This is a genomic window from Acidovorax sp. PRC11 (assembly GCF_031844105.1).
GTDB lineage: Bacteria > Pseudomonadota > Gammaproteobacteria > Burkholderiales > Burkholderiaceae_C > Paracidovorax.
The window spans coordinates 99,075-121,513 of record NZ_JAUZUQ010000011.1 but is presented as its reverse complement, the minus strand read 5'-3'; the positions used below and the strand labels follow the sequence as shown (position 1 = coordinate 121,513).

The following is a 22,439-nucleotide window of genomic DNA, read 5'->3' as shown; positions in this document are numbered from 1 at the left end:
CGCGGGCCGCTCAGGCCGCCGGCTGGCGCGCGGCGCCGCGGGCCTGCGCGCCCTCGCCGCCCAGTTCCGCCTTGGCGGCCATCGGCACGTCCTGCGGTGCCACCTGCATGCCCGGGCGCACCCGCTGCAGGCCGTTGACGACGATGCGCTCGCCGGGCTTGAGGCCCTCGGTCACCACGCGCAGCCCGTCCACCGGCGCGCCCAGCCGCACCTCGCGGTACTCGGCCAGGTTGCCGGCGCCCACCACGAGCACGAACTTCTTGCTCTGGTCGGTGCCCACGGCCCGCTCGTTGATCAGCACGGCCTGCATGCTGCGCGGCTGCGCCATGCGGATGCGCGCGTACTGCCCGGGGATGAGCGCGCCGCCTTCGTTGTCGAACACGGCGCGCACGCGCACCGTGCCGCTCTTCGCATCCACCTGGTTGTCGATCAGCTGCAGGTGGCCCGCATGCGGCAGCGCGCCGCCGGTGCCGGTGCCCATCTGCACCTCGATGCTCTCGATCAGCGTGCGCGCGCTCTTGCCGGTGCGCAGCCCTTCCAGCGCGCGCGTCACCACCTGCTCGTCGGTGTCGAAGCTCGCGTAGATCGGGCTCACCGACACCAGCGTGGTGAGCACCGGCGCGCCCGCCCCCGAGGCCACGAGGTTGCCCTGCGTGACCTCGATGCGGCCCACGCGGCCGGCCACGGGGGCGCGGACCTGCGTGTAGCCCAGATTGAGCCGCGCCGACTGCAGCGCGGCCTGCGCGGCACGCAGGTTGGCATCGGCCTCGCGCCGGGCGTTCACGCGCTCGTCGTGCTCGCGCTGGGCGATGGCGCGCTCCTCCCAGAGGCGCTGCGAGCGCTCCATCTCGCTGTGGGCATACGACAGGCGCGCCTGCGCGGCCACCACCTGCGCCTCGGCGCGGTCCACCTCGGCGGCATAGGGAGCCGGGTCCACGGTGAAGAGCAGGTCGCCCTGCTTCACCAGCGCGCCCTCGCGGAAGTGCACGGCCTGCACCGCACCCGCCACGCGCGGGCGGACCTCCACGCGCTGCACGGCCTCGAGCCGGCCCGAGAACTCGTCCCAGAGCGTGACGTCCTGCTGCAGCACGGCGGCCACGGACACGGGCACGGCGGGCGGAGCGCCCACGCCGGCGGCGGGCGATTCGGCATGCGAGCTGGAGAGCCCGAACACCGCGCCCGTGGCGGCGGCGAGCGCCGCGGCGGCGCCGGCGGCGGTCCACCAGCGGCGGGCGGGCGAGAAAAGGGAATGGCGGGGTGACGGCATGGCAAGTCCTCCGTGTCTTTGGAATGCAGGAATCGGTTGAAAGAAGGGAAGCGAAAAATCGGCGATCGGCCTGCCGCGGGCAAAGCCATCCCCTCCGGCTGCTGCCAGCCGGAAAAAATCGGGAAAGAAAGGCACCGCGCCGCCGCGGGTGGCGGCAACGGGCCGGATTGTCAAACCTCAACCATCATTGAGGTCAACACCCGCCGGCCGGAAATCCGCCATCGGCCGGACGGCCATCGGTCAGGCCGGCAGGACGGGCCCGGGAGCAGAGGTCAGCGTGGCGCCGGACATCGCCCGGCGGCGAACAGGAACGCGCGGAACCGCTCGCGGGCCTCGTCGGCGCACGGGCAGGCCTCGGGGCCAGGTTCCAGCAGCGCATCGGGCCAGCGCTCGGCTTTGCGCAGCACGTGCAACTCCACCGGCAGGCCCGCGGCATCCAGCCGCGCCGCGTAGGCGAGCGTCTCGTCGTGCATCGCATCGGTGTCGCCCACCAGCAGCAGCGTGGGCGGCAGGCCCGCGAGGCGCTGGGCGGTGCCGGGCACGGCATAGGGATGCTCGGCATCGCGGGCGCAGCGCAGGAACTTCTCCCAGCCCAGCGCCCAGCGGCAGCCGGCCTCGCCCTCGGTCGCGGCCCGCAGCGATGCGGTGCCGGTGCAGGGGTCGAGCATCGGCGACACCAGGATCTGCCCCGCGAGCGGCGGATGGGACTGGTCGCGCGCCATCAGGCACACGCCCGCCGCGAGGTTGCCGCCCGCCTCCTCCCCCGCCACGTAGACCGGCGCGCCCGTGCCGGCCAGCCGCGTGCGGTAGCGGTACACCCACTGCAGCACGGCATAGCCGGTCTCCAGCGGCTGCGGGAACGGATGCTCCGGCGCGAGCGGATAGGCCACCGACACCACCAGGGCCCCGGCCTCCTGCAGCAGCCCGGCGATGGTGCAGCCGCTGTCGAGATCGCCCGACACGAAGGCCCCGCCATGGAAGTGCACCACCAGCGGCGACGTCTCGCCGGGCTTCCTGCGGCCGTACATGCGCACGGCGACGTCCTGCCCCGGCGCCACCGCAATGGTGGATTCGGAGCGGGCGCCGTCGGGCGTGGAGCGGGAAGGTGTCTTGGCAGGCATGGCAGTGGGGGTCGGAAACGTTCCGGTGGTGCAAATGTAGGCGCGTGGACTGCGACGATAAACCAGGCGTTGCGCGCCGCACTGTTTCCAAACCCCGAACAATCGGGGGCCCTGGCGCGTGTGAGAATTTGCCGGCCCGAGAAGAGGCATCGAGGAAGGAACGCCATGGACCAGATCCAGGCCATGCGCATCTACGCGCGGGTGGTGGAAGCCGGCACGTTCACGCGCGCCGCAGACTCCCTGCAACTGCCCAAAGCCACCGTCACCAAGCACGTCCAGGCGCTGGAAGCACGCCTGCGCGTGCGGCTGCTCAACCGTACCACGCGCCGCGTCACCGTCACGCCGGACGGCGCCGCCTACTACGACCGGGCCGTGCGCCTGCTGGCCGATTTCGACGACATCGAAGCCAGCATGACCCACGCACGCGCCACGCCCAGCGGCCGCCTGCGGGTGGACGTGGGCACCGCCATGGCGCGGCTGCTCATCATTCCGCACCTGGAGGAGTTCCACGCGCGCTACCCCGACATCCAGCTCGACCTGGGCGTGAGCGACCGCATCGTGGACCTGATCGGCGACAACGTGGACTGCGTGATCCGCGGCGGCGAACTCACCGACCAGTCGCTCGTGGCGCGCCGCATCGGCCTGCTGGATTTCATCACCGTCGCCTCGCCCGCCTATCTGGAGCGGCACGGCACGCCGCGCGAACCGCTGGACCTCGAACGCGGCCACCAGAGCGTGATCTATTTTTCGCCCCGCACCTCGCGGCGCTACCCGCTGGAGTTCCACAAGGGCGGCGAATCGCTGGAGATCGGCGGGCCCTCGCGGCTGTCGGTGAACGAGAGCAACGCCTACCTGGCCGCCCTGCTCGCCGGCCGCGGCGTGGGCCAGGTCACCACCCTGCAGGCCCAGCGCTACCTCGACCGCGGCGACCTCGTGCGCCTGCTGCCCGAATGGAGCCATCCGCTGCTGCCCGTCTACGTGGTGTACCCGCCCAACCGGCACCTGAGCGCGAAGGTCCGGGCGTTCGTGGACTGGGCGGCGGAGCTGTTCGCGCGCGAACGCCATCTGCAGGGTTGATGCATGCGGGCAGGGTCCGAGCGCCTATGCTCGGGCCCATGAACGCCCCATCGATTCCACCGTCTCCTGATCTTCCGCCCGCCCCGCCCCGGCCTGCGGAAACACCGCCCCCTTCGATCGCCGCAGCCCCCGCGGCCGCCTCTGCGCCCGTGTCCGCGGCCCCTCCCCGCCAGCCCCGCAACCCGCTGCACGGCATCACCCTGGAAGCCATGGTGACCGCGCTGCAGCAGCATTACGGCTGGCGAGGCCTCGCCGAGCAGATCCCCGTGCGCTGCTTCCAGAGCGACCCGAGCGTGTCGTCGAGCCTCAAATTCCTGCGCAAGACACCCTGGGCTCGGGAGAAGGTGGAGAGCCTCTACCTGTTCATGCTGCGCGAGCGCAGGCGGCAGGGCGGTACCTCGTCCTGATCCCGCGCGGCACGGCACCGCAGGGCACCAAGGAACGGCCCCCTCCGAACCGTTCCGGCGCGCTCAGGCCGGCACCGGCACCAGGAAATCGCGGCTGATACCCGCCCCCAGGTGGCTCACGCGGTCCAGGAACTGCGTGAGGTACGCATGCAGGCCGGTCGCGAGGATCTCGTCGATGCGGCCATAGCGCAGGTCCGCCAGCAGGCGCCCCGCGTTGCGCTGCGTTTCCGCCGACTGGTCGTTGGCGACCACGGCGAGGTTGTCCGCCACTTCGCGCAGGCAGGCGTGCAGCGAGCGCGGCATGTCGGCGCGCAGGATCAGCAGGTCGGCCACGCGCTCGGGCGTGATGACGTCGCGGTACACCTTGCGGTAGATCTCGAACGCGGACACGCTGCGCAGGATCGCGCTCCAGTGGTAGAAGTCGAACTCCTGCGGCGCCGCGCGGTTGCGGTTGCGCTCGCGCAGCGAGCCGTGGAAGTCGCTCTGCACGGCGTGGAACTTCACGTCCAGCAGGCGCGCGGTGTTGTCGGCGCGCTCCAGGAAGGTGCCCAGGCGCAGGAAGTGGAAGGCCTCGTCCTGCAGCATCGTCCCCAGCGTCACGCCGCGCGAGAGGTGCGAGCAGTGCTTCACCCACTCGAAGAACGCGCCCGGGTCGCGCTCGAAGTCGCGCCCCTTCAACTGCCGGTGCAGCTCCAGCCAGGTCTGGTTCTGCGTCTCCCACACCTCGGTGGTGAGCGCGCCGCGCACGGCCCGCGCGTTCTCGCGCGCCGCCCGCAGGCAGGACAGTATCGACGACGGGTTGTCGCCGTCGCGCACCATGAATTCGAGCACGCCCTCGCGCGTGACCTCGCCGTGGCGCGCGGTGTAGGCCGGGATCAGCTCGCTGATGGACAGCAGGCCCAGCCAGCTCTCCTGCGCCACGTCGGCCGACTGCGGCAGCAGCGAGGTCTCGTAGCTCACGCTGAGCATGCGGGCGGTGTTCTCCGCTCTCTCCGTGTAGCGGGACATCCAGAACAGATGATCGGCAGTGCGGCTCAGCATCTTTATTTCCCCCCCATCGACTGCGACATGGCCATGGAGCCCGGAGCGCCCATGGACTGCGTCATTCCGCCCAGCGACTGCGCCATGCCCGCGTCCTGCATGCCGTTGCCATTGCCGTTCACGTCGCCCTCGCCCAGCACCCAGGTGTCCTTGGTGCCGCCGCCCTGCGACGAATTCACCACCAGCGAGCCTTCCTTCAGCGCCACGCGCGTGAGGCCCCCGGCCACCATCTGCACCTTCTGGCCCGAAAGCACGAAGGGCCGCAGGTCGATGTGGCGCGGGGCGATGCCCGATTCCACATAGGTCGGGCAGCTGGAGAGCGAGAGCGTGGGCTGCGCGATGTAGCCCGCCGGGTTCGCGAGCAGCGCGGCGCGGAACTCCTCGATCTCCGCCTTGGTCGCGGCCGGGCCGATGAGCATGCCGTAGCCGCCCGCGCCGTGCACTTCCTTCACCACCAGTTCGTGCAGGTGGTCGAGCACGTAGTTGAGGTCGTCCTGCTTGCGGCACATCCACGTGGGCACGTTCGCCAGGATGGGTTCCTCGCCCAGGTAGAAGCGGATCATCTCCGGCACGTAGGGGTAGACGGACTTGTCATCGGCGATGCCGGTACCCACGGCGTTGCAGATCGTCACGTTGCCCGCGCGGTAGGCGGCCATGAGGCCGGCGCAGCCCAGCGTGGACGTGTTGCGGAACACCTGCGGATCGAGGAAGTCGTCGTCCACGCGGCGGTAGATCACGTCCACGCGCTGCAGCCCGCGCGTGGTGCGCATGTAGACGAAGTTGTCCTTCACCACCAGATCCTGCCCCTCGACCAGTTCCACGCCCATCTGCTGCGCGAGGAAGGCGTGCTCGAAGTAGGCGCTGTTGTACATGCCGGGGGTGAGCACCACCACGGTGGGTTCGGCCGCGCCGGCCGGCGCGCTCGCGCGCAGCGTGTCCAGCAGCAGGTCGGGGTAGTGCGCCACGGGCGCCACGCGGTGGCTGCGGAACAGCTCGGGGAAGAGCCGCATCATCATCTTGCGGTTCTCCAGCATGTACGACACGCCGGAGGGCACGCGCAGGTTGTCCTCCAGCACGTAGTAGATGCCGTTGCCCTGCCCGTCCGGCGCACGCACGATGTCGATGCCGGCGATGTGCGCATAGACGCCCTGCGGCACGTCCACGCCCTCCATCTCGGGGCGGAACTGCGCGTTGCCCACGATCAGGTCGGTCGGCACGATGCCCGCGCGCAGGATCTCCCGGCCATGGTAGACGTCGTGGATGAAGCGGTTGAGCGCCGTCACGCGCTGCACGAGGCCCTGCTGCATGCGCGCCCATTCGTGGGCGGGAATGATGCGCGGGATCAGGTCGAACGGGATGAGCCGCTCGGTGCCCGCGCCCTCCTCGTCCTTGGCGCCGTACACCGCGAAGGTGATGCCCACGCGGCGGAAAATCATCTCGGCCTCGGCGCGGCGCGCCTTCATGGCTTCGGCCGGCTGTCGCGACAGCCACTGGCCGTAGCGCTGGTAATGGGAGCGCACATCGCTGCCGTCGAACGGCAGCATTTCGTACATCTCGTCGAACTTCTGCATCAGGGGTGCCTCCTGCAGCCAGCATAGCAAGTTGCAAGCCTGCTCTGCCGCTGGATGCGCCGCGCGTGTGCAGGACGCCGCCGAATCCGTGTGTCAGCGCCGCACGGCCCCACCCCGTCGAGGACCTGCAGCCCCGTCCGCCGCGGCCCTCGCCGATGCGGGCGGCGGCGCATGGTGCCAGTAGCGCCGCGCCGCCACGCGCTCGCACCGCCAGCGCAGCGGCTGGTCCGACCGCCACTCCCACGCACCGCAGGAGGGCGAATCCACCACCTGCGCGCCCCGCGCTCCATAGCGCGCCAGCACGTCCGGCGCAGGATGGCCGTAGCGGTTGCGGTAGCCGGCCTGCACCACCGCGGTGCGCGGCCGTACGACATCGAGCAGCGCCGGGCCCGAGGACGACCGGCTGCCGTGGTGGGGCACCTGCAGCACGTCGGCAGGGACCAGCACGCCCGCTTGCGCCAGCGCTGCTTCCTGGGCCTGCCCGATGTCCCCGACGAGCAGCGCGGAGGCGCCATGGCCCTCTCCTTCGCCTCCCGCCGCACCTTCGTCGCCGCTCTGGCCGGCCCCCTGCGGGCCGCCGCCGTCCGGGCCTGTGGAGCGACTTCCGCCGGGCGCGGCCGCCGTGATGCGCAGCACGCAGCTCGCCGCGTTCGTGCCGTCGTCGCGCGCGCCAGCGGCGGGCTGCAGGGCGCCCTGCGCGCCGGGCATTCCGGGCGGCGGGTGCAGCACGTCGAAGCGCACGCCATCCCACGTCCAGCGCTGGCCGGCTTCGCAGCGGGTGACGGTGCGGGCGCCTCCCGCTTCCAGCGCGTGGCCGTCTTCCAGCGATCCCCAGAGGTCCGCCCGCGGATGCGCGGCCAGCACGGCGGCGGCGCCACCCGTGTGGTCGCTGTCGCGGTGGCTCAGCAGCAACCGGTCCAGCCGCTCCCCCCGCGCCCGCAGCAGCGGCACCAGGACGCGGTCGCCCGCATCGCTGTCCGGCCCGAACCGCGGGCCGGCGTCGTAGAGCAATGCGTGGCCGGCCGTGCGCACCAGCACCGCGCTGCCCTGGCCCACGTCGGGTGCGAGCAGTTCGAACTGCCCGTGCGCGGGCCGCTGCGGCTGCCACCAGAGCGCGGGCAGCAGCAGCGGCAGGCCCAGCAGACGCAGCGGCACCGGCAGCCGCAGCACCAGCAGCACGCCGCCCGCCACCCCGGCCACGCCCGCCCAGAGCGGTGCGGCCGGCAGCGACACCGTGGCCCAGGGCCAGGCCGCGAGCCATTGCAACCACGCCGCGAACGGCACGAGACAGGCGGCGGCCGCCGACCACAGCGGCGCCCACAGCACGCCCAGCAGTGCCAGCGGCGTCACGACCAGCGTCATCCACGGAATCGCCGCGAGGTTCGCCACGAAGCCCACCACCGACATCTGCCCGAACAGCAGCACCGTGAGCGGCGTCAGCGCCAGCGTGACCACCCACTGCTCGCGCAGCAGCGCCAGCGCCCGCCCGCCCCACCGCCGCACCGCCCCGCCGGCCGGCACGCCGTCCCCGGACGCACCCGCATCGGACGCGAACAACACCGCCACCGCCACGAAGCTGAGCCAGAAGCCCGCCTGCAGCAGCGCCCACGGATCGGCCGCCACCACCGCCGCGCCCGCCAGCAGCCACACCTGCGGCCACGGCCAGCGCCGCCCGGACAGCCGCAGCGCGCCGATCACCGCCAGCATGCACACCGTGCGCTGCGCGGGCACCGCCCAGCCGCTGAAGAGCGCATACGCCGCCGCCAGGAGCACCCCGCCCGCCAGCGCCGCCCAGGGCGCCGGCACCGCCAGGCACAGCAGCTCCGACCGTCGCCACAGCCAGCCCACCGCCGCCGCGGCGATCCAGGCGAACAGCGTGATGTGCAGCCCGGAAATGCTCACCAGATGCGCCACGCCCGTCGCGCGGAACACGTCCCAGTCGGCGCGGTCGATCGCTCGCTGGTCGCCCGTCACCAGCGCCGCCACGACGCCCGCGGCACGGCGGCGCGCCTCGGCCTCCGGACTGCCGCGACCCGCCCCGCCCGCACCGCCGTCGGTGCCGGTGCCGGTGCCGGTGCCGTTGCCACGGCCTTTCCCGTCGCCCGTCCCACCCGTTTTGGGTGGTGCCAGCCGCGCGAGGATCGCATCGCGCACCTGCTGCCGCGCCTGCTCCACCGGATGGCGCCACCACGGCGCCGCCTCCCGCCGCACGGGCGGGGCGTCGTGGGTGCCGGCCCGCACGGTGCCGGTGGCCTGCACGCCCTGCTCCCACAGCCACAGCTCGGCGTCGAAGCCACCCGGGTTGCGCAGGCCGTGCGGAGCGGTGAGCCGCACGGTCAGCTCCCAGCGCTCCCCGGCGCGCACGGCGGGCACGGAAGCCGTGGATGCCCCGGGCGACGCCGACGCCGATGCCGACGCCGGCATGCCCTTGCTCGTTGCTTCCCCGCGGGCGAACCAGGGCGCACCGGCGGACCACCCCACGTCGATCAGCGGCGGAACGGCCACGGGACGGCCTGCGGCCTGGAGCGCTACGCCGCCGTCCGGGTCCGGCTCCGCAGCGCCGTCGGCTGCGTCGTTGGCGTTGGCGTTGGCGTTGGCGTTGGCGTTGGCGTTGGCGTTGGCGGCCCCATGCTGCCCGTCCGTGCGCACCCGTCCCCCTTCGCCCCGTGGCCGCTTGCGGGCCGGGGCCTTGCCACGGCGACCCTCCACCAGCCACGCCGACTCCACCGCCAGCCGCAGGCGCACGCCCGCGTCGGTCGGCTGGGGCATCGCCGCCACCACGCCGACGACCCGCACGTCGCGCCCCTCGAGCGCGGGCGCCAGCGCGTCCGACAGAAAAGCCCCCGCGCGCAGCCCGCAGACCGCGAAGGCCATCCAGGCCGCGGCGGCGAAGGCGAGCAGCCGCGGGCCCGGCCGCCACGCACCGGCCAGCCCGGGGCGCCTCCGGCCCGCGGCCACCGCCACGGCGCCGCCGGCCAGCAGCAAGGCCAGGTAGGCGCGCACGGGCCAGAGCGCGGGCTGCGTGAGCTGCACCAACGCACCGGCGATGCTGCCAAGAAGCAGCGCGGGCCAGAGCCGGCCGGGCGCATCGAAGGACGGATGCTCCGGACGGGTTGGCGATAAGGCCCGCGGTGGCGCGGGAGGGGGCGGCACGCTCATGCGGCCAGCATGCTAGGGCGGCATCCACGGCGGGTACAGCCATGAAAAATCATGCAGGCCATGCCGATCCGGGGGTTGCCCCGGCCGATCCCAGCCCGTAGCACCCGGCCGGCACGGCTGCTGGTCGCGTGGGCGGCAGGCCAGGACAGGCGGTGGCCCGGGTGCAGAATGCCCCACGGGGGAGCGCCCACCTCCCCAGGAGATCCCCATGAACATCGAAGGCCAGTGCCACTGCGGCGCCATCGCTTATGAAGCCGAAGTCGAGCCGGGCAGCATGACCGTCTGCCACTGCGACGACTGCCAGATCCATTCCGGCTCGGCGTTCCGCGCCAATATTCCCGCGCCGGCGGCCGGTTTCCGGCTGACCCGGGGCACGCCCCGCACGTATGTGAAAACGGCCGAGAGCGGCGCGAAACGGCTGCTCGCGTTCTGCGGGCACTGCGGCACGCCGCTCTATGCCTGCGCGGCGGAAGCGCCCACGGCCTACTCGCTGCGCACCGGCGCGATCCGCCAGCGGCACGACCTGGGCGCTCCGAAGCGGCAGATCTGGGCGAAGCGCCGCAGGGCCTGGGTGCGGTTGCCCGACGGCGTGGAGTGCTTCGACGGGCAGCCCTGAAGGATTGCGCAGGAACCCGCCGGGCAGGCGCTGCCGCCGCGCCCCCGCCCTGCTCCGCTCCGTTCCGTTCCGTGTGTACCATCGTTCCTGCCGCAGGCCTGCGGGGCCTGCCTCGCCGCGCACGCCCGCGGCCGGCATTCCGCCACCATTTTCCGTGTCTTCACCTTCTTCCCACCGACCGACCATGAGCATCTACGACAAACTCGCCGCCCTGAACATCACGCTGCCTCCCGTCGCCACGCCGGCCGCCGCCTATGTGCCCTACGCGCAGACGGGCAACCTCGTTTTCCTGAGCGGGCACATCGCGCGCAAGGACGGCAAGCCTTGGGTGGGCCAGTTCGGCCGCGACATCGCGACGGAAGACGGCAAGGCCGCTGCGCGGGCCGTGGCGATCGATCTGCTGGGCACGCTGCATGCGGCCACGGGCGGCGACCTGAACCGCGTGCGGCGCATCGTCAAGGTGATGAGCCTCGTGAACTCCACGAGCGACTTCACCGAGCAGCACCTCGTGACCAATGGCGCGAGCGAGCTGCTGGGCGAAGTGTTCGGCGACAAGGGCAAGCACGCCCGCAGCGCCTTCGGCGTGGCGCAGATCCCGATGGGCGCCTGCGTGGAGATCGAACTGATCGCCGAACTCGCCTGACGCGGTGGATGCGATGAGCGCTGCGGTCCCCCCCTCCGCCTCCCCGGCCGCCGCCGTGCCCGGCCCGGCCTCCCCGGCAGAGGCCGGTGATCCGCCGCTGGTGCTCTCCATCCAGTCGCACGTCGCCTTCGGCCACGTCGGCAACGACGCGGCGATGCTGCCGCTGCAGATGCTGGGCATCCAGCCGGTGGCGGTGCACACGGTGCAGTTCTCCAACCACACGGGCTACGGCGAGTTCAAGGGCCAGGTGTTCCCGCCCGCGCACATCGCCGACGTGCTCGACGGCCTGCGCGCCCGGGGCGTGCTGCAGCGCTGCACGGCAGTGCTCTCGGGCTACCTGGGCGATGCCGGCGTGGGCGAGGCCATCCTGGCCGCGGTGCAGGAGATCCGGGCCGTGCGCCCGGCGCTGCGCTACCTGTGCGACCCGGTGATGGGCGACGTGGGGCGGGGCGTGTTCGTGCGCCCGGGCATCCCCGAATTCCTGCGGCGGCGCGCGCTGGCGCAGGCGAGCATCATCACGCCCAACCAATACGAATTCGAACTGCTGCACGGCGCGCCGCTGGCGTCGGTGGACGAGGCGATCAACGCCGCGCGGGCCCTGCTGGGCGACGCGCCGGGCGCCGGGCCCTCGCTCATCGTGGTGACCAGCCTGCGCACGCCCGACCTGCCGCAGGACCGGCTGGCCACGCTCGCGGTGACGGGCGGTGCGGCCTGGCTGGTGCGCACGCCGTATGTCGACCTGCAGCCGCTGCCCAACGGTATGGGCGACGTATTCTCGGCCGTGCTGCTGGGCCACCTGCTGCGCGGCGCGGCCACGCCGGACGCCGTCTCGGGCGCGGTGAGCAGCCTCTATGCGCTGGTGTCGCGCACCACGCCCGGCCAGCGCGACCTGCCCCTGGTGGCCTGCCGCGAGCAGATCGCGCAGCCCTCCGAGTACTTCGCGGCCGAGCCCGTGGGCAGCGCAGCCCGCTGAGCCACGGGCGCTCCGGGCCCACGCGGCCTGCGCGGGCACGCGCTCAAAAGGTTTCCCAGTCGTCGTCGCTCTGGCTGGCCTTGCGCGGCGGCGTGGGGGATTGTGGCACGGGTGGGTGCGCCGCGGACGCGGCGGGTGACGGCCGGCCGGGCAGCGCGGGCGCCTTGCCGCCGACCGCCTTGGCGGTGGCCGGCGTGTGTGGCCGGCCCGGCGCCGCGGCGGCAGGACGCGTCGACGCCGGGGTGGCCGGAGACAACGCGGCTGCAGATACCGCCCTGGCCGCAGGCTGAGGCACGGGCATGGACGCGGCGGGAATGCCGGTCAGGCCGCCCTCGCGCAGCCGGAAGGCGGACATCGCCTCGGACAGCATCGCCGCCTGCGACTTGAGCGAACCGGTCGCCGCGGCGGCCTCCTCCACCAGCGCCGCGTTCTGCTGCGTCACCTGGTCCATCTGCCCGATGGCCTGGCTCACCTGCTCGATGCCGGTGCTCTGCTCCGCGCTCGCCGCGCTGATCTCGCCCATGATGTCGGCCACGCGCCGGATGCTGTCCACCACGGATTCCATCGTGCGCCCGGCCTGCGCGACCTGCTGGGAGCCTTCGTCCACCTTGGCCACCGAATCGCCGATCAGCGCCTTGATGTCCTTGGCGGCCTCGGCGCTGCGCCCCGCGAGCGCGCGCACCTCCGAAGCCACCACGGCGAAGCCCCGGCCCTGCTCGCCCGCGCGGGCGGCTTCGACCGCGGCATTCAGCGCCAGGATGTTGGTCTGGAAGGCGATGCCGTCGATCACGCCGATGATGTCGGCGATGCGGCGCGACGAGGCATCGATGGCGCCCATGGTCTGCACCACGCCGGCCACCACCTGCCCGCCCTCGCCCGCCACCTGCGACGCATGCGCCGCGAGCTGGTTGGCCTGGCGGGCGCTGTCGGCGTTCTGCCGCACGGCGCTGGTGAGCTGCTCGATGGAGGCGGCCGTCTGCTGCAGCGCGCTCGCCTGCCGCTCAGTGCGCGCCGACAGGTCCTGGTTGCCCGCATCGATCTCGCGCGCGGCCACGGCGATGCTGTCGGCGCCGCTGCGCACCCGGCCTGTGACCTGCGCCAGGTTGTCGTTCATCTGGCGCAGCGCCTCCAGCAACTGGCCGGTCTCGTCGCGTCCGGCCTCGGCGACGGTGGTGGTGAGGTCGTTGGCGGCCACGGCCCGCGCCACGCGCACGGCCTCGCCGAGCGGGCGCGTAATGCCGCGGGTGATCCACAGGCCGACCGCGGCACCCAGGGCCAGGGCCAGCACGGTGGCGATGGTCACGGCCGTGCGGGTCTGCAGGTATTCGGCCTCGACCTGGCCGAGGGCGGCATCGATGTTGCCGCGCTGCAGATCCAGGATCCGCTGCACGTTCTGGAGGTATTGCTGGGTGAGCGGCTGGAACTCCTGCGTGAACAGGCGCTGCGCCTCGTCCAGCCGGCCCTCGCGCTTGGCCTTGTAGAGCGCGTCGCGGGACGCGAGGTAGGTGACGCGCGTCTTCTGGATCTCGGCCATCACCGCCTTTTCCTGCTCGGTCTGCGACAGCGAATCGATGCGCTTGAGCATGTCGCCCGACTGGCGCGACGAGGCGGCCGCTTCTTCCGCGAACCGGTCGCTCAGCGCCTGGTCATTGCTGAGCGCCACGGCCTTGGTCCGCTGCACGCTGACGTGGATGTTGCGCGCCCAGTCGCTGATCAGGCGCTCCTTGAGCAGGGCCTCGGATCCGACGCCCTTCACGGAGCGGACCATGGCTCCCATGTTGGTGAGGCCCAGCATGTTCATCAGGAACATGATCAGCAGGATGAGGGCGAACCCCAAGGCGAGCCGCGTGGAAATCTTCAGATTCTTCATGGGCAGGGCTCCAGATCGACCCCACGGAGGAAGCGCGGCTGGAGCCGCCAGAACCTCTCCGTGTTCGCGTGCGCGGATGGTGCACCGGTACACGCCGAAACACCAATGCGCGTTTCCACCATTCCCAGAGGACGATGCGGCGGCGCAACGAAAAAAGGCCGCCATGGCGATGGCGGCCTGGGGGATCGGCAGGTGGATGCCGGCCTGGCGCGGCCCGCAGGCCCGCCGAATGCGTTCTGGCGAGACCGGCTTACTCGACGCGCTGCACGGCGTTCGGCTTGAAGCCCAGGTCCGCCGCACGGCCCTTGCGTCCGCGCGGGAAGCGTGCATTGTTGAGGCTGCGGATCTCCAGCGTCTCGTCGCGCTCCTTGCCGCCGCGGCCCACGCCCGCGATGCGCACGCTGCGGGTGTAGGCCGCCGCGCCGGCCAGCGTGTCCTTGGGCTCCAGGTCGATCAGCATCAGGCCGCGCCCACCGTTGGCCATCTGCTTGAGTTCCGCGATCTCGAAAGTGAGGATGCGGCCGCCCGCCGAGGCGCAGCACACGTGCGTGGCCGGTGCCAGCGGCTGGCTGCCGTTCGCGAACGCCGCGTGCGACGGCCGGCAGAGCTGCTCGCCCTCGCCCAGCGAGATGAACGCCTTGCCGCCGCGGTTGCGCGCAGTCATGTGCTCCACGGCCGCGATGAAGCCGTAGCCGCCCGAGCCCGCGAGCAGCAGCGCCGCGTTGGCCGGCCCGGCGAAGTAGTGCACCGGCTGCGTGCCGGCCTCCAGGTCGATCAGCGTGGTGATCGGCTGGCCGTCGCCCCGGGCGCCGGGCAGTTGCGCGACGGCCACCGAGTACACCCGTCCGTTGCTGCCGAACGCGATGAGGGTATCGACCGTGCGGCACTCGAAGGTGCCGTAGAGCGCATCGCCCGCCTTGAACGCGAAGGTGCCGGCATCGTGGCCGTGGCCCTGGCGCGCGCGCACCCAGCCCTTCTGCGAGACGACCACCGTCACGGGCTCGTCGACCACCTTCACTTCGGCGGTGGCGCGCTTGTCGGCCTGGATGAGCGTGCGGCGCGCGTCGGCGAACTGCTTCGCGTCCTGCTCGATCTCCCGCACCATCAGGCGGCGCAGCGAGGCGGGGTTGGCGAGGATGTCCTCCAGCTTGCCCTGCTCCTCGCGCAGTTCCTTGAGCTCCTGCTCGATCTTGATCGCCTCCAGCCGCGCGAGCTGGCGCAGGCGGATTTCCAGGATGTCCTCGGCCTGCCGGTCCGAGAGGCGGAAGCGCTCTATCAGCGCGGCCTTGGGTTCGTCGGCCGTGCGGATGATCGCGATCACCTCGTCGATGTTGAGCAGCACCGTCTGCCGCCCCTCGAGGATGTGGATGCGGTCCAGCACCTTGGAGAGGCGGTGCTGGCTGCGCCGCGTGATGGTCTGCTGGCGGAACGCGATCCACTCCTCCAGCATGCGCCGCAGCGACTTCTGCACCGGCTTGCCGTCCAGGCCCACCATGGTCAGGTTGATCGGCGCGGAGGTCTCCAGGCTGGTGTGCGCGAGCAGCGTGGTGATGAGCTCCTGCTGCGGCACCTTGCCCGTCTTCGGCTCGAACACGATGCGCACGGGCGCGTCCTTGCTCGACTCGTCGCGCACCACGTCCAGCACGCCCAGCACCGTGGCCTTGAGCTGCGTCTGCTCCTGCGAGAGCGCCTTCTTGCCCGCCTTCACCTTGGGATTGGTGAGCTCCTCGATCTCTTCGAGCACCTTCTGCGCGGAGACGCCGGGCGGCAGTTCGGTGACCACCATCTGCCACTGGCCGCGTGCGAGATCCTCGATCTTCCAGCGCGCGCGCACCTTGAGGCTGCCGCGCCCGGTGCGGTAGGCGTCCTGGATGTCGCTCGGGCTGCTGATGATCTGGCCGCCGCCCGGATAGTCGGGGCCCGGCACCATCGCGGCGAGCTCCTCGTCGGCGAGTTTCGGGTTCTTCACCAGCGCCACGCAGGCGTCGGCGATCTCGCGCAGGTTGTGGCTCGGGATCTCGGTGGCCAGGCCCACGGCGATGCCGCTCGCGCCGTTGAGCAGCGCGAACGGCAGGCGCGCGGGCAGCTGGCGCGGCTCTTCCGTGCTGCCGTCGTAGTTGGGCACGAAATCGACCGTGCCCTGGTCTATCTCGTCGAGCAGCAGGCTGGCGATGCGCGTGAGCCGCGCCTCGGTGTAGCGCATGGCCGCGGCGCCGTCGCCGTCGCGGCTGCCGAAGTTGCCCTGCCCGTCGATGAGCGGATAGCGCTGGCTGAAGTCCTGCGCGAGCCGCACCAGCGCGTCGTAGGCCGACTGGTCGCCGTGCGGATGGAAGCGGCCCAGCACGTCGCCCACCACGCGGGCGCTCTTCACGGGCTTGGCGGGCACGTTGCGCGTGGGGCCGCCGTAGGCCAGGCCCATGCGCTCCATGGCGAAGAGGATGCGGCGCTGCACCGGCTTCATGCCGTCGCACACGTCCGGCAGCGCGCGGCCCTTCACCACCGAGAGCGCGTACTCCAGGTAGGCGCGCTGCGCATAGCCTGCCAGGCCGAGCTGGTCGTCGGACGCGGGCTGGGTGAAGTCGAGGGTGGGTTGGTCGTTGTCGCTCATGCGTGGGAAAGGATGGAAGGAAAAACGCGGCAGCCGGTGCGCCGCGGTGTCGTTCGGTGATTCAGGGCGCGCCCTGCGCCAGCGGCGCCGCCAGCTCCATGCGCACGCGGCCGGCGGCGGCCCCGCGGCCCGCGGCCAGCGGCGATGGCGCGGGCGCCACGGCAGCGGGCTTGAGCAGGGCATAGAGCCCCAGCACGCTCTTCACGTAATTCTGCGTTTCGCGGTAGGCGGGAATGCGCCGGCCGGCGCGCTGCACCGCGCCCTCGCCCGCGTTGTAGGCCGCCAGGGCCAGGTCCAGCCGGCCCTCGAAGAGATCGATCAGGTGGCGCAGGTAGCGCGCGCCGGCCGCCACGTTGGTGCCCGGATCGGTGAGCTTCTGCTCCACCGAACGCTTCGCCTCGCGCGCCACGCCGAAGCGCTGGGCCGTGGCCGGCATCACCTGCATGAGCCCCACCGCGCCGCGCGGCGACACCGCCTGCGGATCGAACCCCGATTCGGTGGCGATCACCGCCTGCAGCAGTTCGTAGTCGAGCCCGTGCTGGTTCGCCGAGGCGCGCAGGAAGTGCTTCACGCGCTTGACCTCCGGCGCGATGTCGAAATACGCCAGCCGCCGCGCGCTCTCCGGCGTGGCTCCGGGCGCCGCGCCGGGCGGCACGAGGCCCGTGCCCGTGGCGCGGCCGTCCTTGGTGGAATCGAACACGTCGCCGCGGAAGAACAGGCTGTAGCGCTCGTCGATGCGCTCGGCCGCGAAATGCGTCACGCCGCGGTCGTCCACGTAGGCCCAGAGGTCCGCATGCGCGGACTGCACCGGCAGCCAGAGCGCCAGGGCCAGCGCGGCCACGCGCGCGCCGGCAGCCGCCTGCCGCCGCAGCCACGCCGCCGCACCACCACCACCGGAGCGCCGCGCCGCCATGGCTCAGATGTCCACGTCCACGGCGTCGCCGTGCAGTTCCATGAGCTCGCGTCGCGCAGCCGCCTCGCCCTTGCCCATGAGCTTGGTGATCAGGCCCTCGGTCTCGGCGAAGCCCATCGCGCCCAGCTGCACGGGCAGCAGGCGGCGGGTGTCGGGATTGAGCGTGGTCTCCCAGAGCTGCTCGGCGTTCATCTCGCCCAGGCCCTTGAAGCGGCTGATCTGGCACTTCTCGCGCGCCACGCCGTCCTTGGCGCACTTGTCGAGGATCGCCTCCAGCTCGCCGTCGTCCAGCGCATACACCTTCGAGGCCGGCTTCTTGCCGCGCGCCGGCACGTCCACGCGGTAGAGCGGCGGCCGCGCCACGTAGATGTGGCCGGTCTCGATCAGCTTGGGGAAGTGGCGGAAGAACAGCGTGAGCAGCAGCACCTGGATGTGCGAGCCGTCCACGTCGGCGTCCGACAGGATGCAGACCTTGCCGTAGCGCAGGCCGGAGAGGTCCGGCGTGTCGTTCGGGCCGTGCGGATCGACGCCCAGCGCCACGGAGATGTCGTGGATCTCGGTGTTGGCGAACAGCCGGTCGCGGTCCACCTCCCAGGTGTTGAGCACCTTGCCGCGCAGCGGCAGCACGGCCTGGCACTCCTTGTCGCGGCCCATCTTGGCGCTGCCGCCGGCGGAGTCGCCCTCCACCAGGAACACCTCGTTGTGCGAGAGGTCGCGGCTTTCGCAATCGGTGAGTTTGCCGGGCAGCACGGCCACGCCGGAACCCTTCTTCTTCTCGACCTTCTGGCCAGCCTTCTGGCGCGTCTGCGCGGCCTTGATGGCGAGTTCGGCGAGCTTCTTGCCGTAGTCCACGTGCTGGTGCAGCCACAGCTCGAGCGCCGGGCGCACGAAGCCGCTCACCAGCCGCACGGCGTCGCGCGAATTGAGCCGCTCCTTGATCTGGCCCTGGAACTGCGGGTCCAGCACCTTGGCCGAGAGCACGTACGAGGCACGCGCGAACACGTCCTCGGGCAGCAGCTTGACGCCCTTCGGCAGCAGCGAATGCAGTTCGATGAAGCTCTTGACGGCATTGAACAGGCCGTCGCGCAGGCCGCTCTCGTGCGTGCCGCCCGCGCTCGTGGGAATCAGGTTGACGTAGCTCTCGCGCATGGGTTGGCCTTCCTCGGTGAAGGCCACGCACCACGCGGCGCCTTCGCCTTCGGCGAAGTTCTCGCTGTGCCGGTCGGCATAGCCGTCGCCCTCGAAGAGAGGGATCACCGGATCGTGCGAAAGGTTCTGGCCGAGGTAGTCGCGCAGGCCGCCCTTGTACTGCCAGGTCTGCGTCTCCTTCGTCTTCTCGTTGACCAGGGACACCGTCACGCCCGGCATCAGCACGGCCTTGCTGCGCAGCAGGTGGACCAGCTCGCCCATGGGCAGCGCCGTCGATTCGAAGTATTTGCCGTCCGGCCACACGCGCACCGTCGTGCCCTGGCGGCGCTCGCCCGCGGCCAGCGGCCGGGACGTGAGCGGCTCGGTGACGTCGCCGCCCTCGAACACGAGGCGCGCGATCTGCCCCTCGCGGTGGGTGGAGGCCTCCAGCCGCAGCGCGAGCGCGTTGGTGACCGAGACGCCCACGCCGTGCAGGCCGCCCGAGAAGCTGTAGGCGCCGCCCTTGCCCTTGTCGAACTTGCCGCCCGCGTGCAGCCGCGTGAAGACCAGCTCGATCACCGGGGCCTTCTCCTCGGGGTGCAGGCCGAACGGAATGCCGCGGCCGTCGTCCTCGATGCCGACGGAGCCGTCGGCATGCAGGGTGACTTTGATGCGCTTGCCGTGCCCGGCCAGGGCCTCGTCGGCCGCGTTGTCGAGCACTTCCTGGATGATGTGCAGCGGGTTGTCGGTGCGCGTGTACATGCCCGGCCGCTGCTTCACGGGCTCCAGGCCCTTGAGCACGCGGATCGAACCTTCGGAATAGTCGCTGGGCGAGACGGAAGAGGGTTTGGCTGCCATGGGCGCGGATTGTAGTGCGGCCCGCCCGGCGACACTGGATGGAAAGACAGTCGCCCGCATGCGGCACGGGTTAACCCCCACCGGCCCGCGAGCGCCGCGCGCCACTTTTGGCTACATTCGCCGGATGTCCTCCGAAACCCCCAAGCTCTCCATGGTGCAGGTCCTCGCCTGCGGCGCGGCCATCGTCACGCTCTCCATGGGCATCCGCCACGGCTTCGGCCTGTGGCTGCAGCCGATCACCCAGGACATGGGCTGGACGCGCCAGAGCTTCGCGCTGGCGATCGCCGTGCAGAACCTCGCCTGGGGCGTGTTCGGCATCTTCGCGGGCATGGCGGCCGACCGCTTCGGCGCCTTCCGCGTGCTGATCGGCGGCGCGGTGCTCTACGCCGCGGGCCTGGCCGGCATGGCGCTATCGCCCACGCCGCTGCTGTTCGCGCTCACCGCGGGCGTGCTGATCGGCGCCGCCCAGGCGGGCACCACCTACGCGGTGATCTACGGCGTGCTGGGGCGGCAGATCCCGGCCGAGAAGCGCTCCTGGGCCATGGGGGTCGCGGCGGCCGCGGGCTCGTTCGGGCAATTCCTCATGGTGCCGGTGGAAGGGCAGCTCATCGCCCGCCTGGGCTGGCAGGAGTCGCTGCTCGCGCTCTCGGTGATGGTGCTGCTGATCGTGCCAATCGCCTTCGGCCTGCGCGAGCCGGGGTTCGGGCGCGCGGCCGCGGGCGCCGCCGGTAGTGCCCGCCCGCCGCGCGGCCAGAGCGTGGGCGAGGCCCTCTCCGAAGCGCTGCGCTATCCCAGCTTCCTGCTGCTCACGGCCGGCTACTTCGTCTGCGGTTTCCAGGTGGTCTTCATCGGCGTGCACATGCCGAGCTACCTCAAGGACCACGGCCTCTCGCCCCAGGTGGCGAGCTACGCGCTGGCGCTCATCGGCCTCTTCAACGTCTTCGGCACCTACATCGCGGGCACGCTGGGCCAGCGCATGGCGCGCCGGCACATCCTGGCGTTCATCTACTGCGCCCGCGCCGTGGCGATCACCGTGTTCCTGATCGCGCCGCTCACGCCGGTGTCGGTGTACGTGTTCTCGGCGGTGATCGGCTTCCTGTGGCTCTCCACCGTGCCGCCCACCAACGCGACGGTGGCGCAGATCTTCGGCGTGCAGCACCTCTCGATGCTGGGCGGCTTCGTGTTCTTCAGCCACCAGATCGGCAGCTTCCTGGGCGTCTGGCTGGGAGGCTATCTCTACGACCGCACGGGCAGCTACGACGTGGTCTGGTACCTCGCCATCGCGCTGGGCGTCGCGGCCGGCCTCATCAACCTGCCGGTGCGCGAATCGCCGATCGTGCGCTCCCCGGCCCGGGCAGGCGCCGCCGTGTGAGCCGCGGCATGCACGCCATGGTCGACACCGCCCGGCCCGCATCCACTCCGCGCCGCCCCGCCTGGAAACGGCGGCTGGCAATGGCCGCCGCGGCCGCCGCGGCGCTGTCCGCCGCTTTCGCGCTGTACGCGGAGCCCGGTTTCGTGGTCATGATGGCGGACCAGGTCTGGTCCTGCTTCTGACCGATCCATCGCGGGCCCGTCCCGGCCCTCCCCCGCGTCCCGCCGGCCTTCGCCATGCAGCCCTCCCCTCCTCTCCCGCGCACCGCAGCGCCCGGCCACGCCGCCCCCTCCGACTGGATCGTGCGCTGGGCCCATCTGGTGCCGCCCCATGGCCGCGTACTGGACGTGGCCTGCGGCGGCGGCCGGCACCTGCGCTGGTTCCACGCGCGCGGCCATGCCGTCGCGGGCGTGGACCGCTCCGGGCCCGAGGTCGCCGCGCTGGCGGGCCTGGGCGAGCTGGTCTGCGCCGACATCGAACAGGGCCCCTGGCCGTTCGCCGGTCGCCGCTTCGATGCCGTCGTGGTCACCCACTACCTCTGGCGTCCGCTGCTGCCCACCCTGGTGCAGAGCGTCGCGCCCGGCGGCGTGCTGCTCTACGAGACCTTCGCGCACGGCAACGGCACCGTGGGCCGTCCATCGCGGCCGGACTTTCTGCTCGAACCCGGGGAACTGCTGGGTGCCTGCGCGGGTCTGAGGATCGTGGCCTACGAGGACGGCTTCCTGCCGTCGCCGGAACGCTTCGTGCAGCGCATCGCGGCCGTCCGGCAGGCGCCCGGCGACGCACCGCCTCGCCACCCCCTCGTGCCGCCGCCCCCCGGTTAACCCCCCGGCCGGGCCGGTTACACACTCGTTAGAATGCCCCTTTACCGTTTTCCTTCGCGGACATGACCTCTTCCAGCGCCACCCTCACCGGCAGCATCGTCGCCCTCGTCACCCCCATGCATGAGGACGGCAGCGTGGACTACTCCACCCTGCGCAAGCTGATCGACTGGCACGTCGCCGAGGGCACCGACTGCATCGGCGTCGTGGGCACCACGGGCGAATCGCCCACGGTGAACGTCGAGGAGCACTGCGAGATCATCCGCGTCGCGGTCGAGCAGTCCGCCGGCCGCGTGCCGATCATGGCCGGCTGCGGCGCCAACTCCACGGCCGAGGCGATCGAGCTGGCCCGCTTCGCCAAGAAGGTGGGCGCCGACAGCCAGCTGCAGGTCGTGCCCTACTACAACAAGCCCACCCAAGAGGGCCAGTACCAGCACTTCAAGGCGATCGCCGAGGCCGTGGGCGACCTGCCCACCATCCTCTACAACGTGCCCGGCCGCTCCGTCGCGGACATGCTGCACGACACGGTGCTGCGCCTCGCCCAGGTGCCCGGCATCATCGGCATCAAGGAAGCCACCGGCAACATCGAGCGCGCGCAGTGGCTGATCCGCGACGTGCCCAAGGGCTTCGCCGTCTATTCGGGCGACGATCCGACGGCCGTGGCGCTCATGCTCTGCGGCGGCCAGGGCAACATCAGCGTCACCGCCAACGTGGCGCCGCGCCTCATGCACGAGCTCTGCGTGGCCGCGATCGCGGGCGACACGCGCCGCGCCATGGAGATCCAGCTGCGCCTGATGCCGGTGCACAAGCACCTCTTCGTCGAAGCCAACCCCATCCCCGTGAAGTGGGCCCTGCAGCGCATGGGCCTGTGCGGCGGCACGATGCGCCTGCCCATGACGCCGCTGTCGTCCGCGAGCGAACCCGTGGTGGAAGCCGCGCTGCGCTCCGCCGGCCTGCTCTGAAGCGCGCCGGCCCACGCTCCGTCCGACCGCCC

18 protein-coding genes are annotated in these 22,439 nt (G+C 71.8%); 9 read left to right on the top strand and 9 right to left on the bottom strand.

Going from position 1 to position 22,439, the window contains the following annotated elements:
• Positions 1-10: 10 nt before the first annotated feature.
• Positions 11-1,267: an efflux RND transporter periplasmic adaptor subunit gene (locus tag Q9R47_RS14390; protein WP_311233880.1), complete on the bottom strand. Its 1,257-nt coding sequence runs from the start codon at positions 1,265-1,267 to the stop codon at positions 11-13.
• 272 nt (positions 1,268-1,539) lie between these two features.
• Entirely contained in the window at positions 1,540-2,388 is an 849-nt protein-coding gene (locus tag Q9R47_RS14385) for an alpha/beta hydrolase (protein ID WP_311233879.1), read from the bottom strand.
• 165 nt (positions 2,389-2,553) lie between these two features.
• Here Q9R47_RS14385 and Q9R47_RS14380 point away from each other — a divergent pair, with 165 nt between their 5' ends.
• A complete protein-coding gene (locus Q9R47_RS14380) occupies positions 2,554-3,465 on the top strand; it encodes a LysR family transcriptional regulator (protein ID WP_311233878.1) in 912 nt (303 codons plus the stop codon).
• 38 nt (positions 3,466-3,503) lie between these two features.
• The gene (locus Q9R47_RS14375) at positions 3,504-3,872 is read left to right on the top strand and encodes a VF530 family DNA-binding protein (protein ID WP_404977148.1); all 369 of its coding nucleotides are present in this window, start codon (positions 3,504-3,506) and stop codon (positions 3,870-3,872) included.
• 63 nt (positions 3,873-3,935) lie between these two features.
• Here Q9R47_RS14375 and Q9R47_RS14370 read toward each other — a convergent pair whose 3' ends face one another.
• The 3 genes from Q9R47_RS14370 to Q9R47_RS14360 form a co-directional block, all read right to left on the bottom strand.
• Positions 3,936-4,913 (bottom strand): alpha-E domain-containing protein, encoded by a 978-nt coding sequence (locus Q9R47_RS14370; protein WP_311233876.1) that lies wholly within the window; start codon positions 4,911-4,913, stop codon positions 3,936-3,938.
• Positions 4,914-4,915: 2 nt separating this feature from the next.
• On the bottom strand, positions 4,916-6,484 hold the full coding sequence (locus Q9R47_RS14365; protein WP_311233875.1) for a circularly permuted type 2 ATP-grasp protein: 1,569 nt from the start codon (positions 6,482-6,484) through the stop codon (positions 4,916-4,918).
• A 93-nt stretch (positions 6,485-6,577) separates the two neighbouring features.
• A complete protein-coding gene (locus tag Q9R47_RS14360) occupies positions 6,578-9,643 on the bottom strand; it encodes a DNA internalization-related competence protein ComEC/Rec2 (RefSeq protein WP_311233874.1) in 3,066 nt (1,021 codons plus the stop codon).
• A gap of 208 nt (positions 9,644-9,851) precedes the next feature.
• On the opposite strand from Q9R47_RS14360, the gene Q9R47_RS14355 reads away from it, so the two are divergent.
• From Q9R47_RS14355 to pdxY, 3 genes are all read left to right on the top strand, one after another.
• A complete protein-coding gene (locus tag Q9R47_RS14355) occupies positions 9,852-10,259 on the top strand; it encodes a GFA family protein (RefSeq protein WP_311233873.1) in 408 nt (135 codons plus the stop codon).
• A gap of 184 nt (positions 10,260-10,443) precedes the next feature.
• Entirely contained in the window at positions 10,444-10,902 is a 459-nt protein-coding gene (locus tag Q9R47_RS14350) for a RidA family protein (protein WP_311233872.1), read from the top strand.
• A gap of 13 nt (positions 10,903-10,915) precedes the next feature.
• On the top strand, positions 10,916-11,875 hold the full coding sequence (gene pdxY, locus Q9R47_RS14345) for a pyridoxal kinase PdxY (RefSeq protein WP_311233871.1): 960 nt from the start codon (positions 10,916-10,918) through the stop codon (positions 11,873-11,875).
• Positions 11,876-11,918: 43 nt separating this feature from the next.
• Here pdxY and Q9R47_RS14340 read toward each other — a convergent pair whose 3' ends face one another.
• The 4 genes from Q9R47_RS14340 to Q9R47_RS14325 all read right to left on the bottom strand — a co-directional run bounded on the left by Q9R47_RS14340 (position 11,919) and on the right by Q9R47_RS14325 (position 19,252).
• Complete coding sequence (locus Q9R47_RS14340) at positions 11,919-13,745, bottom strand: methyl-accepting chemotaxis protein (RefSeq protein ID WP_311233870.1); 1,827 nt, start codon at positions 13,743-13,745, stop codon at positions 11,919-11,921.
• A gap of 250 nt (positions 13,746-13,995) precedes the next feature.
• Entirely contained in the window at positions 13,996-16,353 is a 2,358-nt protein-coding gene (parC, locus tag Q9R47_RS14335) for a DNA topoisomerase IV subunit A (protein WP_311233869.1), read from the bottom strand.
• A 61-nt stretch (positions 16,354-16,414) separates the two neighbouring features.
• Positions 16,415-17,266 (bottom strand): lytic transglycosylase domain-containing protein, encoded by an 852-nt coding sequence (locus tag Q9R47_RS14330; RefSeq protein WP_311233868.1) that lies wholly within the window; start codon positions 17,264-17,266, stop codon positions 16,415-16,417.
• A 3-nt stretch (positions 17,267-17,269) separates the two neighbouring features.
• On the bottom strand, positions 17,270-19,252 hold the full coding sequence (locus Q9R47_RS14325; protein WP_311233867.1) for a DNA topoisomerase IV subunit B: 1,983 nt from the start codon (positions 19,250-19,252) through the stop codon (positions 17,270-17,272).
• A 124-nt stretch (positions 19,253-19,376) separates the two neighbouring features.
• Here Q9R47_RS14325 and Q9R47_RS14320 point away from each other — a divergent pair, with 124 nt between their 5' ends.
• The 4 genes from Q9R47_RS14320 (at position 19,377) to dapA (ending at position 22,407) form a co-directional block, all read left to right on the top strand.
• Positions 19,377-20,624 carry an MFS transporter gene (locus tag Q9R47_RS14320; RefSeq protein WP_311233866.1) on the top strand — a complete coding sequence of 416 codons (1,248 nt, stop codon included), beginning with the start codon at positions 19,377-19,379 and terminating at the stop codon, positions 20,622-20,624.
• Positions 20,625-20,632: 8 nt separating this feature from the next.
• Positions 20,633-20,806 carry a hypothetical protein gene (locus Q9R47_RS14315; protein ID WP_311233865.1) on the top strand — a complete coding sequence of 58 codons (174 nt, stop codon included), beginning with the start codon at positions 20,633-20,635 and terminating at the stop codon, positions 20,804-20,806.
• A gap of 54 nt (positions 20,807-20,860) precedes the next feature.
• Positions 20,861-21,448, top strand: coding sequence for a class I SAM-dependent methyltransferase (locus Q9R47_RS14310; protein WP_311233864.1), 588 nt, complete (start codon positions 20,861-20,863; stop codon positions 21,446-21,448).
• A 62-nt stretch (positions 21,449-21,510) separates the two neighbouring features.
• Positions 21,511-22,407: a 4-hydroxy-tetrahydrodipicolinate synthase gene (gene dapA, locus Q9R47_RS14305; RefSeq protein ID WP_311233863.1), complete on the top strand. Its 897-nt coding sequence runs from the start codon at positions 21,511-21,513 to the stop codon at positions 22,405-22,407.
• The last annotated feature ends 32 nt before the right edge of the window (positions 22,408-22,439 follow it).